General features: G+C 70.0%; 14 protein-coding genes and 1 pseudogene. 4 read left to right on the top strand and 11 right to left on the bottom strand.

What is annotated here, in order from left to right:
- Positions 1–29 precede the first annotated feature (29 nt).
- The gene (locus SROS_RS03745) at positions 30–1,436 is read left to right on the top strand and encodes an amidase (RefSeq protein WP_012887541.1); all 1,407 of its coding nucleotides are present in this window, start codon (positions 30–32) and stop codon (positions 1,434–1,436) included.
- A gap of 74 nt (positions 1,437–1,510) precedes the next feature.
- Here SROS_RS03745 and SROS_RS03740 read toward each other — a convergent pair whose 3' ends face one another.
- The 5 genes and pseudogenes from SROS_RS03740 to SROS_RS47165 all read right to left on the bottom strand — a co-directional run bounded on the left by SROS_RS03740 (position 1,511) and on the right by SROS_RS47165 (position 6,305).
- Positions 1,511–2,392, bottom strand: a complete 882-nt coding sequence (locus tag SROS_RS03740; RefSeq protein ID WP_012887540.1) for an aldehyde dehydrogenase family protein — start codon at positions 2,390–2,392, stop codon at positions 1,511–1,513.
- Positions 2,385–2,582, bottom strand: coding sequence for a hypothetical protein (locus tag SROS_RS49220; RefSeq protein WP_012887539.1), 198 nt, complete (start codon positions 2,580–2,582; stop codon positions 2,385–2,387). Before SROS_RS49220 ends, SROS_RS03740 begins: the two co-directional genes overlap by 8 nt.
- Positions 2,575–3,999 carry an aldehyde dehydrogenase family protein gene (locus tag SROS_RS03735; protein WP_012887538.1) on the bottom strand — a complete coding sequence of 475 codons (1,425 nt, stop codon included), beginning with the start codon at positions 3,997–3,999 and terminating at the stop codon, positions 2,575–2,577. Before SROS_RS03735 ends, SROS_RS49220 begins: the two co-directional genes overlap by 8 nt.
- 3 nt (positions 4,000–4,002) lie before the next feature.
- Positions 4,003–4,971, bottom strand: coding sequence for a deoxyribose-phosphate aldolase (gene deoC / locus SROS_RS03730; RefSeq protein ID WP_012887537.1), 969 nt, complete (start codon positions 4,969–4,971; stop codon positions 4,003–4,005).
- A 321-nt stretch (positions 4,972–5,292) separates the two neighbouring features.
- Positions 5,293–6,305: pseudogene (locus SROS_RS47165) on the bottom strand (IS5 family transposase).
- A 217-nt stretch (positions 6,306–6,522) separates the two neighbouring features.
- Between SROS_RS47165 and SROS_RS50705 the strand changes: the two are divergent.
- The 3 genes from SROS_RS50705 (at position 6,523) to SROS_RS03710 (ending at position 10,343) form a co-directional block, all read left to right on the top strand.
- The gene (locus SROS_RS50705; RefSeq protein WP_012887535.1) at positions 6,523–6,684 is read left to right on the top strand and encodes a hypothetical protein; all 162 of its coding nucleotides are present in this window, start codon (positions 6,523–6,525) and stop codon (positions 6,682–6,684) included.
- A 121-nt stretch (positions 6,685–6,805) separates the two neighbouring features.
- Positions 6,806–9,697 carry a helix-turn-helix transcriptional regulator gene (locus SROS_RS53700; RefSeq protein ID WP_281047995.1) on the top strand — a complete coding sequence of 964 codons (2,892 nt, stop codon included), beginning with the start codon at positions 6,806–6,808 and terminating at the stop codon, positions 9,695–9,697.
- A gap of 46 nt (positions 9,698–9,743) precedes the next feature.
- On the top strand, positions 9,744–10,343 hold the full coding sequence (locus tag SROS_RS03710) for a helix-turn-helix domain-containing protein (RefSeq protein WP_012887533.1): 600 nt from the start codon (positions 9,744–9,746) through the stop codon (positions 10,341–10,343).
- A 357-nt stretch (positions 10,344–10,700) separates the two neighbouring features.
- Here SROS_RS03710 and SROS_RS03705 read toward each other — a convergent pair whose 3' ends face one another.
- From SROS_RS03705 to SROS_RS03690, 6 genes are all read right to left on the bottom strand, one after another.
- Positions 10,701–11,144 carry a hypothetical protein gene (locus SROS_RS03705; RefSeq protein ID WP_012887532.1) on the bottom strand — a complete coding sequence of 148 codons (444 nt, stop codon included), beginning with the start codon at positions 11,142–11,144 and terminating at the stop codon, positions 10,701–10,703.
- Positions 11,145–11,860: 716 nt separating this feature from the next.
- The gene (locus SROS_RS49215; protein ID WP_012887531.1) at positions 11,861–12,148 is read right to left on the bottom strand and encodes a hypothetical protein; all 288 of its coding nucleotides are present in this window, start codon (positions 12,146–12,148) and stop codon (positions 11,861–11,863) included.
- 358 nt (positions 12,149–12,506) lie between these two features.
- Complete coding sequence (locus tag SROS_RS03700; RefSeq protein WP_012887530.1) at positions 12,507–12,791, bottom strand: DUF4158 domain-containing protein; 285 nt, start codon at positions 12,789–12,791, stop codon at positions 12,507–12,509.
- A 107-nt stretch (positions 12,792–12,898) separates the two neighbouring features.
- Positions 12,899–13,012 (bottom strand): zinc finger domain-containing protein, encoded by a 114-nt coding sequence (locus SROS_RS54360; RefSeq protein ID WP_425358628.1) that lies wholly within the window; start codon positions 13,010–13,012, stop codon positions 12,899–12,901.
- Positions 13,013–13,255: 243 nt separating this feature from the next.
- Complete coding sequence (locus SROS_RS03695) at positions 13,256–14,038, bottom strand: SDR family NAD(P)-dependent oxidoreductase (protein ID WP_012887529.1); 783 nt, start codon at positions 14,036–14,038, stop codon at positions 13,256–13,258.
- Positions 14,039–14,048: 10 nt separating this feature from the next.
- Positions 14,049–14,246 carry a DUF4158 domain-containing protein gene (locus SROS_RS03690; protein WP_043651274.1) on the bottom strand — a complete coding sequence of 66 codons (198 nt, stop codon included), beginning with the start codon at positions 14,244–14,246 and terminating at the stop codon, positions 14,049–14,051.
- Positions 14,247–14,255 lie beyond the last annotated feature (9 nt).

Raw genomic sequence — 14,255 nt, 5'->3', positions numbered from 1 at the left:
TGACGCACTCGCCGGACCACACTCGGTTCATGTCGTGGGTGGGAAAGTCCGCAGCGGAGATCGCGGAAGCCGTGCGACGGGGGAAGGCGACCGCGCCGGCGGTCGTCGAGGAGCACCTGCAGGTGATCGCCAAGTATGACGGTCGCATCGGGGCGTTCCGCAAGGTCCGCGCCGAGCGGGCGCTCGCCGAGGCGCGGGCCGTGCAGGGACGGGGGGACCTGGCCGGGCTGCCGCTCGCCGGGGTTCCGGTCGCGATCAAGGACAATGTTGCGATCCGGGGCGAGGCGACGCGCAACGGGTCCGCGGCGACGCCGAGCACCGCCGCGGCCGAGGACCACCCGGTGGTGGCCAGGCTCAGGGCGGCGGGCGCGGTGGTCGTGGGGATCACCAACGTGCCGGAGCTGTGCCTGGCGGGGTTCTCCGACAGCGTGTACGGCGTGACCCGCAACCCCTGGGACCTGAGGCGCACCCCGGGCGGGTCGTCGGGCGGGAGCGCGGCGGCCGTGGCCTCGGGGATGGTCCCGCTGGCCCACGGCAACGACGGGCTCGGCTCGCTGCGCATCCCGGCCGCCTGCTGCGGGCTCGTCTCGATCAAGCCGGGCCACGAGGTGGTCCCGCCGCCCGAACACGGCTGGCGCGGGATGTCGGAGAACGGCCCGCTCGCCACGACGGTGACCGACCTCGCCCTGGCGTTGGCGGTGATGGCGGGCGACATGTCACTGGCGACACCCGGTGAGAGCGAGTCCCTCGAAGTCGGCAGCGCCATCGACGACTATCCGGGCGGCCTCACCCCGGCGGAGCCGGTGAGACTGCGGATCGCGGTGGCTCCGGCGCCGCTGCCGCCGGGGTTGACGGTGGACGCCGAGTTCCAGAGAGCGGTGGTGGAGGCGGCCGACACCCTCGGCGCCGCGGGGCACACCGTGGTGGAGCACGGCGCGCGGATGCCCGGCTGGCTCGGCTCCGCCACGATCGCCACCTGGCTGGCGTGCGCCGGAGAGGACGTCGAGGGGCTCGACCCGCGCAGGCTGGAGCGCCGCACCAGGTCACTGGCGAGGATGGGCCGGCTGCTCACCAGGCTCAGGCTGGACGGCTCGGCGGGCCGGGACCGATGGCGCGCCCACGGCGCCGACCAGTGGTTCGGCAACGCCGACGTGCTCATCACCCCGACGCTCGCCACCGTCCCCCCGCCCGCCGAGCGCTGGGGCCGCCGCGGGCTGCTGGCGAACATCCGCACCAACGTGACGTACGCCCCCGCCACCGGGGCCTGGAACATGGCCGGCTGGCCCGCGATGACCGTTCCGTACGGCTGGCACTCCACCGGCATGCCCATCGGCGTCCAGCTCGTCGCCGCACCGGGTGGCGAGTCCCAGCTCCTGGCCCTGGCCGCCCAGCTGGAGAGCGCCCACCCCTGGCTCCGCCACGCCCCGCTCGACTGACCGGTCGAGGGGCCCCGGCGGGCCGCGCCGCGGGGCCGGTGCGGAGGGCGGACCCCCCGCACCGGCACAGCGGGTCAGAGACCGGTGGGATGCCAGACGGTCTTGGTCTCCAGGAAGGCCGTCAGGCGCTTGGTGCCGGGGTCGGCCGACCAGTCGGTCGCGGCGGGGCGCAGGACCCGCTTGAGGTTCTCCGCCGCCGCCTCCTCGCACGCGACCGCCAGATCCGCGTCGGTGACGCCGGTGAGGTCGATGGCGTTGACGTCCATGTGCGCGGCCAGCCAGGGAGCGATCTCCTTGACCGAGCCGGTGAGGACGTTGACCACACCACCGGGAAGGTCGGAGGTGGCCAGCACCTCGGCCAGCGTGATGGCCGGCAGCGGAGCCCGCTCGCCGGCGATCACGACGCAGGTGTTGCCCGTGACGATCACCGGGGCGATCACCGAGACGAGGCCGAGCAGCGGCTCGTCCGGGGCGACCACCGCGACCACGCCGGTCGGCTCCGGCGAGGAGACGTTGAAGTACGGCCCGGCGACCGGGTTGGCGGACCCGGCCACCGCGGCGATCTTGTCGGCCCAGCCGGCGTACCAGACCAGCCGGTCGACGGCCGTGTCCACGATGTCCCCGGCCTTCTTCGTCCCCGCCTCGGTCAGCTCGGCGACGAACTGCGCCCGGCGGCTCTCCAGCATCTCGGCGACGCGGTAGAGGATCTGCCCCCGGTTGTACGGCGTGGCACCGGACCAGCCTCCGAAGGCCTTGCGGGCGGCGGAGACCGCGTCACGGGCGTCCTTGCGGGAGGCCTTGGACGCGTTGGCCAGGAACTCGCCCTTGGACGAGGTCACGACATAGGACCTTCCGCTCTCCGAACGCGGGAACGCCCCGCCGATGTACAGCTTGTAGGTCTTGCGCACGGCCAGCCGTACGGGCTCGCGGCCACCCGGCCGCTCCGCCTTACTCATCTCCCCGCCCTCTCCACATGCTCTCCTGCTGTGCCAGCCGTGCCGGTACGAAGATCTGACCGCAGCGGCTCACCCCGCACCGGTGGGCGAACCAGCCCCGCAGCACCGGACGGCCTGCGCGGGCGAAGTCGTGGCCCCGGGTGCTCTGGGCCCGGCGGTCGCGGCGCTTGGCCTTGCGATGGTCACACATCGAGATACGCCTCCAACCCGTGACGTCCGCCCTCTCTGCCGTAGCCGGACTCCTTGTAGCCGCCGAACGGGGAGGTGGGGTCGAACTTGTTGAAGGTGTTGGCCCAGACGACGCCGGCGCGGAGCCTGTCCGCCATCCACAGGATGCGCGAGCCCTTCTCCGTCCACACACCCGCCGACAGGCCGAACGGGGTGTTGTTGGCCTTCTCGACCGCCTCGGCCGGGGTGCGGAAGGTCAGCACGGACAGGACCGGGCCGAAGACCTCCTCGCGGGCGATCCGGTGCGACTGGGCGACGCCGGTGAAGATCGTCGGCGGGAACCAGAAGCCCTTGTCCGGCAGCGGGCACACCGGCGACCAGCGCTCGGCGCCCTCCGCCTCTCCCAGATCCGACAGCTCGCGGATCTTGGCGAGCTGGGCGGCGGAGTTGATCGCGCCGATGTCGGTGTTCTTGTCCAGCGGGTCGCCCAGGCGGAGCGTGCCGAGCCGGCGCTTCAGCGCGTCGAGCAGCTCCTCCGCGATCGACTCCTGGACCAGCAGCCGGGAGCCCGCGCAGCAGACGTGCCCCTGGTTGAAGAAGATCCCGTTGACGATGCCCTCGACGGCCTGGTCGAGCGCGGCGTCGTCGAACACGATGTTGGCGGCCTTGCCGCCGAGCTCCAGGGTGACCTTCTTGCCCGTCCCCGCGACGGAGCGGGCGATCAGGCGGCCGACCTCGGTGGAACCGGTGAAGGCGACCTTGTCGACGCCGGGGTGGTTGACCAGGGCCGCGCCGGTCTCGCCCGCGCCGGTCACGATGTTGACCACGCCGGGCGGAAGGTCGGCCTGCCGGCAGATCTCCGCGAACAGCAGCGCGGTCAGCGGGGTGGTCTCGGCCGGCTTGAGGACGACCGTGTTGCCGGCTGCCAGCGCGGGAGCGATCTTCCAGGCGAGCATGAGCAGCGGGAAGTTCCACGGGATGACCTGGCCGGCGACGCCGAGCGGCCGGGGGTCCGCGCCGTACCCGGCGTGCTGGAGCTTGTCGGCCCACCCCGCGTAGTAGAAGAAGTGCGCGGCGACCAGCGGCAGGTCCACGTCTCGGGACTCGCGGATCGGCTTTCCGTTGTCCAGCGTCTCCAGCACGGCCAGCTCGCGCGAGCGCTCCTGGATGATGCGGGCGATCCGGAACAGGTATTTCGCCCGCTCGGAGCCGGGCATCGCCGACCAGGTGCCGAACGCCTCGCGCGCGGCCCGGACGGCCCGGTCGACGTCGTCGGCGGAGGCGACGGCCACCTCGGCCAGGACCTCCTCGGACGCGGGGTTGACGGTCTTGAGGGACGTGCCCGTCCCGTCGGCGAACTCGCCACCGATGAACAGGCCGTAGGACGGCTTGATGTCGACGACGTCGCGGGATTCGGGGGCCGGTGCGTATTCGAACATCGATCAGTCCAGGGTGAAGTAGTCGGGACCCGCGTACCGGCCGGTGGCCATCTTCTGACGCTGCATCAGCAGATCGTTGAGCAGGGTGGACGCGCCGAGGCGGAACCAGTCGGGGGTCAGCCAGCCCTCGCCGACGGTCTCGTTGACCAGGACGAGCATCTTGATGGCGTCCTTGGTGGTCCGGATGCCGCCCGCGGGCTTCACGCCGACCTTGCGGCCGGTCATCGCGAGGAAGTCACGGACCGCCTCCAGCATGACCAGCGTCACGGGGAGGGTCGCGGCGGGCTGCACCTTGCCCGTGGAGGTCTTGATGAAGTCGCCACCGGCCAGCATGGCCAGCCAGGAGGCACGCCGTACGTTGTCGTAGGTCGACAGCTCGCCGGTCTCCAGGATCACCTTCAGGTGCGCACCTTGCTTGTCTCCGGGCGCGCCTCCGGCACGACCACAGGCGGCCTTGATCGCGGAGATCTCCTCGAAGACCTTCATGTAGTCGCCCGCGAGGAACGCGCCCCGGTCGATCACCATGTCGATCTCGTCGGCCCCGGCCGCCACCGCGAACGCGGTGTCGGCGACCTTGACGTCCAGGGACGAGCGGCCGCTGGGGAACGCGGTCGCGACGCTGGCCACCTTCACGCCGGACCCGGCGAGTGCGCCGACGGCCTGGGCCACCAGGTCGGGGTAGACGCAGACCGCGGCCACCTTGGGCACCGTCGGGTCACCGGGGTCGGGGCGGACCGCCTTGGCGCACATCGCGCGGACCTTGCCCGGCGTGTCGGCGCCTTCGAGGGTCGTCAGGTCCACCATGCGGATCGCCAGGTCGATGGCCTCCGCCTTGGCCGTCGTCTTGATGGATCGGGTGCCGAGCGTCGCAGCCCGCTGGTCGGCGCCCACACGGTCGACACCGGGCAGGCCGTGCAGGAAAGCCCGCAGCGTGACGTTGGATGCGGCCACGTCGGCGAGCGAAGTAGTCATAGTTGACACCTCTCCAGAATGCCGACTGGTGTGATTAGTTCCAAACTGGACGCTGCCCAGTACCCTCACTCGTTTTCGTCAACATTCGCCGAGTTCAGCGGCGGGCATGGCCGTACGACGTCCCACCGCGCCGGCGGGCGCCCGCACCGGGCGCGGCCCGCCCGGCCGGGAGGGCCTGCGGGAGCGGTGCGAGTGCCCGCCGGCGGCGGCCGGGAAGGCCTCCGGCACCGGGCCGCGAGGCCGCCGGCGCCCTCGCGGGACACGCCTCAGACCCCTCCTGGGGCACGTCACAGCACGTCTAGGAGCTGTTTGGGGTTCGGATCATGTGGCTGAAGTGAGGAGCTTCAGCCACATGACCGACCCTCGAAGGTAGAGTCCAGCCTCGTAGCTTTCCGGGGCTTTGTCATAGCGGGTCGCCAGACCACGCCATGTCTTGATCTTCTGGAAGCAGCGTTCAACGGTGTTGCGCTCCTTGTAGAGATCGGTGTCGTGGCTGATGGGTCGGCCGCCCCGGCTGCCTTTCTTCTTGCGGTTGGCGGCCTGGTCCTTCTTTTCTGGGATGACTGCCTTGACGCGGCGTTTCCTCAGGTAGGAGCGGTTGGCGCGGGACGAGTACGCCTTGTCCGCGGCGACCGCACCCGGCCGGGTGCGGGGCCGGCCGATCGGACCGGGGATGCGAATCTTGTCCAAGACGGTGATGAACCGCGGGCAGTCGGCGGCTTGGCCGGGCGTGAGCACGAAAGCCAGCGGTAGCCCGGCGGCGTCAACCGCGGCATGGACCTTGCTGCTCAGTCCGCCTCGGGATCGGCCAAGCCCGGCAGCCTTGGCCCGGGCCTCGCGGCGACGCCGCGTGGCAGCACGATTCGGCGCGGGCGACGCGTCCGCGCCGGGTGCGACCTGCGGCGCATCACCCGCAGCACCGGCGGCTGCTGTGCAAGCGGAGCCCCCTTTTCCTCGGTCAGCGCCTGCTCCAGCGCATCCAGACTCTCCCCGGCGACCGCCAGTCCGGCCGACTCCTGATGCGCCCGCACGATTGTTGAGTCCACGCTGACCAGCTCCAACCCGACCTGCCCGCGCGAGGCGGCCTCGGCGATCAGCGCGTCCATCAGAGTCTGGAACACCCCGGCTTTGGCCCAGCCGTTGAACCGGGAGTAGAGCGTGGACCACGGCCCATAGCGTTCCGGGACATCACGCCAGCCGGATCCGGTGCGAAAGCGCCACAGGATTCCGTTGAACTGATCACGCACCCGCCGCGGCAGCGGCCCGGTGGCTGCTACCGGCAGATACGGTTCGATCAACGCCCACTCGGCATCCGTCACATCAAAGCGCGCCACATCCGAGTTCTATCAGCCGCGGCCGGCTCACCACCGGACCTCACCTAGATCCAAACCCCAAACAGCTCCTAAGGCGGTGGAAGGGCGCGATCTAGGTAGTCCTGGGCCATGGGCGGCCGGCAGATAAGGCATCCGTCCGATGTGGGGGTGGGGGCCTTAGGAGGAATCTTGAGGATGTAAGGAAATCGCACCGCACCACCTCAAGGAGGAACCCTAAATGGGTCCCGAGCTCCACCTCCAGATGATCATCAACCGCACCGCCGAGCTCCGCGAGGAGGCGGACAACCACCGCCGCGCCCGCCAGGTACAGGCCGCCAGGAAGGTGCGCTCCCAGGGCGAGCGCCGCCGGGGGTTCTTCGGCAAGTTCAGCGCGGCATGACCCCGTCACGAGAGCCCGGCCGTCACCTCCCGTCCGGCCGGGCCTCTCAGGCGCCGTAGTCCCTTTCGCTCAACGATAAATAGGGCGATAGCTACACATAAGGCATGACATGCTGGACGACATGTTGGGTCGAGCGGTAAGCCCCGTCTTCGTAGGGCGGGAGGCGGAGCTCGCGGGCCTGACCGAGGCCTTCGAGCAGGCGCGCAACAACGCGGCCGCGGCCGTACTGCTCGGCGGCGAGGCCGGAGTCGGCAAGACCCGGCTGATCGGGTGCTTCGCCGAGCGAGCCTCGGGCGACGGAGCGCACGTGCTCATCGGCGGCTGCGTCGAACTCTCCGCGGAAGGCCTCGCCTACGCGCCCTTCACCGCGGCGATCCGCCAGCTCGTCCGCGAGTACGGCGCCGAGGAGGTCGCGGCCCTGCTGCCCGACGGCGCGGCACGTGACCTGGCCCGGCTGCTGCCCGAATTCGGCGAACCGAGCGGCGACGCGGAGACCGACACCGCCCGCGCGCGGCTCTTCGAGCAGATCCTCAACCTGCTGGAACGGCTGGCCGAACGCCGCCCGGTGATCCTGGTCATCGAGGACATCCACTGGGCCGACCGCTCCAGCCGCGACCTGATCGCCTTCCTCAGCCGGAACCTGCGCACCGCGCCGGTCCTGATGATCCTCACCTACCGGTCCGACGACCTGCACCGCCAGCACCCGCTCCGGCCGGTGCTCGCCGAGCTCGGCCGGCTGGAGGGAGTCCTCCGGCTGGACCTGCCCCGGCTCACCCATGACGAGGTGGCCGCCCAGATGGCCGGCATCCTCGGCACGGCCCCCGAGTTCGCCCGGGTCGGCAAGGTCTTCCAGCGCAGCGAGGGCATCCCGCTGTTCGTCGAGGCTCTCGTCGAGTGCGGGGCCGAATGCTCCTTCCCCGAATCCCTGCACGACCTGATCATCGGCTCCGTCGAGCAGCTCCCCGACGAGACCCAGCGGATGCTGCGCATCGCCGCCGCCGGCGGGATCCGGGTGGGCCACGACCTGCTCGCCGCGGTCAGCCGGCTGTCCGACGTGGACCTGGAGGACGCCCTCCGGCCCGCCATCGCGTCCAATGTCCTGCAGGTCGCCGACGGCCGCGCCTACGCCTTCCGGCACTCACTGATCCGCGAGGCCGTACACGACGAGCTCCTGCCCGGCGAGCACGTGCGGCTGCACGCCCGCTTCGCCGAGGAGATCGGCAGGGACCGCACGCTGGTCCCGCACGGCCGGGCCGCCATCGAGATCGCCCACCACTGGTACTCCGCCCGCGACGACCTCTGGGCCCTCGTCTCCGCCTGGGAGGCAGCGGGCAAGGCGGCCAAGACCTTCGCCTACAACGAGAAGCTGCAGCTGCTTGAGCGGGTGCTCACGCTGTGGGGCAAGGTCCCCGACGCCGCGGAGCGGATCGGCGCGGACCACACCACGGTCCTGGAGCAGGCCTCGGAGGCCGCCCACGCCTGCGGCGAGATCGAGCGGGGCACCCGGTTCGTCAAGGCCGCGCTGGAGGAGCTCGACGAGGAGACCGACCCCGCGCGGGTGGCCGAGCTGCTCGTACGGCGGGCGCAGTTCAAGATGTCCAAGCGGAAGCCCGGCGCGCTCGACGACCTCCGCTACGCCGAACGGCTCGTCCCCCAGCCGGGGCCGGAGCGCGCCCACGTGCTGTCCAAGCTGGGCTCCTTCCTGGCGTTCAGCGGCGAGGTGGCCGAGGGGACCGCGCTCACCGAGGAGGCACTGGAGATCGCCCGCGAGCACGGCGACGAGTGCCTGGAGGCCGACCTGCTGCTCAACCTCGCCCTGGGCCACTCGATCGCCGGATGCCTCGACGAGACGATCGCCGTCAACTCCACCGCCCAGGCGATCGGCGAGCGGGTCGGCTCCGGCCGCATCATCCTCCGCGCCATGAGCAACAACGTGGACGCGCTCAACAACATGGGCCGCTCGGCCGAGGCGATCGAGCTGGCCCTCGAAGGCGAGCTGCTGGCCAGGAAATACGGCCGCTTCCGCATCTCGGGGACGTTCATCGCCAACAACCGCGCGGAGGCGCTGGAGGCGCTGGGCCGGTTCGCCGAGGCGGCCGAGGTGGCCGAGCGGGCACTCACCATGGACCCGACCTTGCGTACCCGGCACCACCTGCGCCGGATCCGCGCGGACGTGGCGGCCGCGCGCGGCGAGACGGACGTGATCAAGTCCGTCCTGACGGAGGTGGACGCCTTCGGCGGCCGCGAGGAGTTCACCCAGGAACTCGCGGCCAACGCCCGGCTCAAAATGGGCCTGCACATGCTGAACGGCGAGCCGCTGGCCGCGCTGGAGGTGGCCGAGGAGGTCGTCAGCACGGCACGGATCATGAGCAAGCCCATGCTGGGCTGGCGGATGCTCGCCCTGCTGTCGGGGGTCTGCGAGGCCACCGAGACGTTCGCACCCGAGCGGGCGGCGGCGCTGCGCGCCCAGATCGAGGAGACGGGGTCCGCGATGAGCGTGGACAGCCCCGTGGCCGAGGCCTACCGGTTCTGCCTCAACCGCGACCACGACGCCGCGGCCACCGCCTGGGAGCGGCTGGGGCGCCCCTTCCTGCGCGCCAGGTCGCTGCTCCAGGCGGGACGGGCGGCGGCCGGCGCGGGTGACCGCGAGGGCGCCGCCGTACGGCTGCGCACGGCCTACCCGATCGCCCTCGCGCTGTCGACCCCGCCCCTGATCACCGAGATCGAGTCCCTGGCCCGCAGGGTCGGGGTGACGTTGACGGAGGAGACGGCTCCGAGCGCGTCGCTCCTGCCGGCCGCGCCGCCCTCCTCGCTGCCCCCGCCGCTGACCCCGCGCGAGCAGGAGGTGCTCCGGCTGGTCACCCAGGGGCGGTCGAACCGCGACATCGCCGCCGAACTGTTCATCTCGGCCAAGACGGTGAGCGTCCACGTCTCCAACATCCTGGGCAAACTCGGCGTCTCCACCCGGGGCGAGGCCGCCGCGGCCGCCCACCGCCTCGCCCTGATCGGCTGACCTGCTGCATCATTGGACCGGTCGGGACCGGGGAGAGGGGACGCGCGTGCGGAGCGAGAACGGCATCACCGTCGGCATGGTCCCGTCCCCCTCCGAGGCGGCGGGCGTGCGCGGCGCGATCGCCGCCAACCTGCGCCGCGCCCGTCTGGGCCGCGGCCTCAGCGTCCGCGAGCTGGCCGAGCTGACCGGGGTGAGCAAGGCGCTGATCTCCCAGGTCGAGCGCGGCGTGGCCAACCCCACGGTGGAGGTGCTGTCGCGGCTGGCGACCTCGCTGGAGCTGACCTTCGGCGAGCTGACCCGGATACACCTGGTGGGGCCCGAGGTGATCCGCAGGAGCGAGAGCGTCCCCCTGGCGGTCGGCGACACCGCGATCCGGACCCTGTTCGCCGCTCCGGACCGGCGCCGCTTCGAGCTGGCCGAGGGCGACATCCCGGCAGGCACCCGCAGCGCCAAGAGCTCGCACGGGCGGGGATCGGTGGAGCACGCCTACGTCGTCGAGGGCGAGGTGACCGTCGAGACCGAGGAGTGGTCGGTGACCCTCACCGCGGGCGACGCCCTGCGGTTCGCCTCGGAGTCCGACCACGTCTACACCACCGGCGCCGCCCCCTGCCGGGTCCTGACGCTGATCTCCTTCTCCGAGGACTGACCTCCGTACGGCTCGGAGCCGGCTCCGGATCATCGATCCCCTGGCTCCGGGGCCACCGGGAACGTGCGGCACGCTCCCGATCCGGCGATCAGGATCGGTGGCCGGCAACCGCGCCACATCAAGGGGTCCCGGTAGTAATGGCGCAGGATCCAACGGATATGCCTTTCACCTGCGCTTATGCAGAGGTCTCAGGCTGATGGGCCAGACCTGAGCCCTGTTGTCCATGCAGGCCAGAGGCATACCTGTTGGATTTCCAGCCGAAGCTACGGGGACCCCCAGGACTCGGGCGCGGCCGCGCCCGACGACGGCCGCTGCAAGCGACCGCCGTCGTCTTCGGCGATGGCTTGCGATGGGGGGCTAGCTCAGCCGTTGCACGTCCCGGGCGCTCATGCCGAACAGCACGTTCGGCTGGACGTACTTGAAGGTGTAGCCAGCGATGAGGGCGGCGGCGATGAACTCGCCGTTGGCGACGTACTTGCCGGTCGCGTGTTCCATCACGTGCTTCATGCCGTAGCTGCCGACGGTGGGCGCCTTGATCGGCCTGATGTTCTCGCGCAGCCACACCGCGGTCTCCAGCACGGTGGCCTCGGCGTTGGCCAGCCTCTCGCGGCCGGCGGCGAGCTCGGCCTGGCGCTGCTCGATCGTCTTGCGGCGCCAGTCGAAGACACCGATGCCGAAGCTGTTGAGCAGGGGGTGCTGCTGCATCATCTCGGCCATTTGACGGCGGGCCACCATGTACGGGGCGCCTGTCACGGCCTGGTAGGCGCGGAGGTCGGCCTTGTGGCGGCGGTTCCTGGTCATCGTGTGTTCCATCTCGCGGGACGCCCCACGTCCGCCCCGCCGCGGCTAAGTGGATGACCCGGACGGAACGCTGTTGCGCGATTCGGGGAACCTTGTCTTCGCTGCCACCGTGGACGTGGGCCACCGTGGCTCGGAGCGGGCAGGCGCAGGCTGCCGAGGGCAGAATACGCCTCGCATGTTCTGCTCGACATGTTCCGCAGTGCCCCTCCGCGGCCATACAGCAGGTGGATCGCGGTACAGCCCGCATCATCACGCGACACCATTGGCGGCCCACGATCGTGCAACGGTTGGCATCGCCTGGAAAGGGGTCCCCGTAGCTTCGGCCGGAAATCCAACAGGTATGCCTCTGGCCTGCATGGACAACAGGGCTCAGGTCTGGCCTATCAGCCTGAGACCTCTGCATAAGCGCAGGTTAAAGGCATATCCGTTGGATCCTGCGCCATTACTACCGGGACCCCTAATAGGGCCGGCCAGGCGGTGGAGCCGGAAGCCGAGGTTTCGGCTGTGGATAGCCATACCCGGCGTGGGGCCGGATTGGTTCCCTCAGTTGTCTGGCTGCGCTGACCTGGTCAGACGCCGTCTCGGGAACCAGACAGAATTGAAATTCTGTCTGGTCAGATCTCACGCTGAGCTACTTTGCGTCTGGTGACACCGACCCGAGCGCCGGGCCTTTTAGCCGGATGTGAGAGCCCGGTAACGGCCTGCTGACACGTTGCTCATGCTGTCCAGAGCCACAGGGTCCAGAAAAAGCCTTCATTCTCATAATACTTGCTCAGGCACTGGTAGGCGCGGGCAGAGCGCTGGCCATCTAGGTGGCATCTTTCATAACCATTGGCGTAGGACGCGTATCTCCCCGCGAATTCGTAGTGGCCTAGTGCCGCCTCTGCGGTGGCCGTGGTGGTGGCCGTCGCAGCGGTGGCCGGTGCAGATGTGAGTAGGGCGGGGCCGGCTGTGAGAGTGAGGGCCACCGCCGCGAAGGCGAGGCCGCGCTTGATCCTGGACACGCGCTCTCCATTCATTCGAGTTCTGCCAGTTGGGCCTTCTCAAACGAGGGTGGCACTCCGTGATCAGCCTGTCTTTAGCTCAGAACGCACCTTTAGTTACCGCTGAGCGTAGTTACCGCTGAGCGGTGGAAGCAGGCAACCGGTGATCCGCACTCCTTACCGGGCCAAAGGCACCGCCCAGCTCGGGGTCACGTTGCCCGGACAGGCCGGTCCGTTCGGTTTCCGTCCCGAACCGACGCCGGAGCCTGCCACACCGGGGGAAGACACCGGGCTCCCGCTACTGGAAGACCAGCACTGAGATCAGCTCTCAACCACCGGAACGGCTATTAGCCCTTTCCGGCTTACTTGGTCTGCCCCCCTAGTCGGCCAAGTGCGCCGGATCCAGGTCGAGCTGCTCGGCGACGAACGCCACCGCCTCCGGCGGCACGGCCAGCGGGTCGTCGGTCAGGAATACCCCGAGCATGCGCACCGTGCCCCACTGCACGGCCCAGCCGAGCTTCGTGGCCGGGCGCCGTTTCGTGGCCAGCGCATCCAAGGCACTGCGATCCAGCCGGAAGAACTGCTCCAGCTCTGCGGTGGAGGGCTCCTCGGGGAAGCGGCCATAGCGGGCGATCTGCTCATCAGAGAGAAATTCGAAGGGCATGGCCAAGGAACGCAAACCCCGCGACCTGCCCAAACAGGCGCTGTCACCGAACCGGTACGAAGATCAACTCTCTACCGCTAATTTCTGCACTCAGCCTCCTCGAAGGCCTACTGGACGGCCACCTTCCCCTTGCCGGTCCGGCACGGCGACCCGGCCGGGGCGGCGCAGGAGGAGATCGGGCAGTCGGCCGCTTCCACTCGGAGGAAGTCGTCGTCGCTCACCCTCAGATCGTTCCATGTGGGTGTTTCAAAGGTTCAAAGGTTTGCAACAACCTATGAAACAAAATCCGAGCGAGAAAGTCCTGGACGCCGAAGGTCTGCGGTGGTGTTGCATAGGCGAACGCCTGTGAAACAGCGACACGGGCACGGGCACGGCCTAGGCGCGGACGAGGTCTCATATCCCCAGCCGTGGCTCCGGCCCGGACGCTTCACCGATCGCTGTCGCTCATGCCGTCATGAGCACGGTCAGAGTGCGTGGCCGCCGGCGACCTGCAGGACTTGGCCAGTGATCCAGCGGGCCTGGTGGGAGGCCAGGTACACCACCGCGTCGGCGATGTCGTCCGGCTCTCCGACCCTACCCATCGGCACGATCGCCGTCGCCTGGGCGATGAGATCCTCCCCGATCCAGCCGGTCTGAACGGGACCCGGGGCAACGGCGTTCACCCGGATGCCCCGTGCCGCCAGGTCCAGCGCGGCCGATCGGGTGAGCGCCTCCAGCGCGGCCTTGGACGTCCCGTAGCCGGTCTGGCCGGGGAACGCCCGTGCGGCGTCGGTGGTGATGTTGACGACGCACAGCGGGTCGTCGCCGCGGCGCAGGCGGGCCACCTCGGCGGTCAGCAGCGCTGGGGCGATGGCGTTGACCCGGTAGTGCCGTTCCAGCGAGCCCTGGGTCAAGGTGTCGACAGTGTCGGGCGTTTCGCAGTGCGCGGCGTTGTTGACCAGGACGTTGATCGAGCCGGCGCGAGCCACGACCTCTTCCACCAGGTGGGAGGCGGCGTCCGGTGCGGACAGGTCCGCGCTGACGGCGAAGGAACCGTTGCCGAGTTCGTCGGCGAGCTTGTCGGCCTCGCCGGCCGCGGGGGTGATGTGGGCCCATTCGGCGTCCGCGGGAGCGGGGCCGTCCTGGGCCAGGTAGTGGATCACCACGCGCGCGCCTTGCGCGGCGAACGCTCGGCTGATCGCCGCCCCGATGTTCCCGGCTCCTCCGGTGACCAGGACATTCTGGTGGGCTAGGCGCGTATTGATCATGATGTCTCCTTCACGTGCTTTCTCGGCCGAGCAGCGTGCAGAGCTGGACCAGCATGCCCAGCCGATCGACAGGGCCCCGCCCGCCGGGACTCACGAACGCCGCGTCAGCCGCCGTCGGCGTGAAATACCGGATCAACTCATCTGCGCTGATCTCCGGGAACGAGCGCAGCTGCTCCAACTGCTCATCGGAGAACATCTTCTCTGACAACGCACCACT

It is taken from the genome of Streptosporangium roseum DSM 43021, assembly GCF_000024865.1.
Taxonomy (GTDB): domain Bacteria; phylum Actinomycetota; class Actinomycetes; order Streptosporangiales; family Streptosporangiaceae; genus Streptosporangium; species Streptosporangium roseum.
The sequence above is the reverse complement of the archived record's forward strand: the minus strand, read 5'-3'. Positions and strand labels throughout refer to the sequence as shown.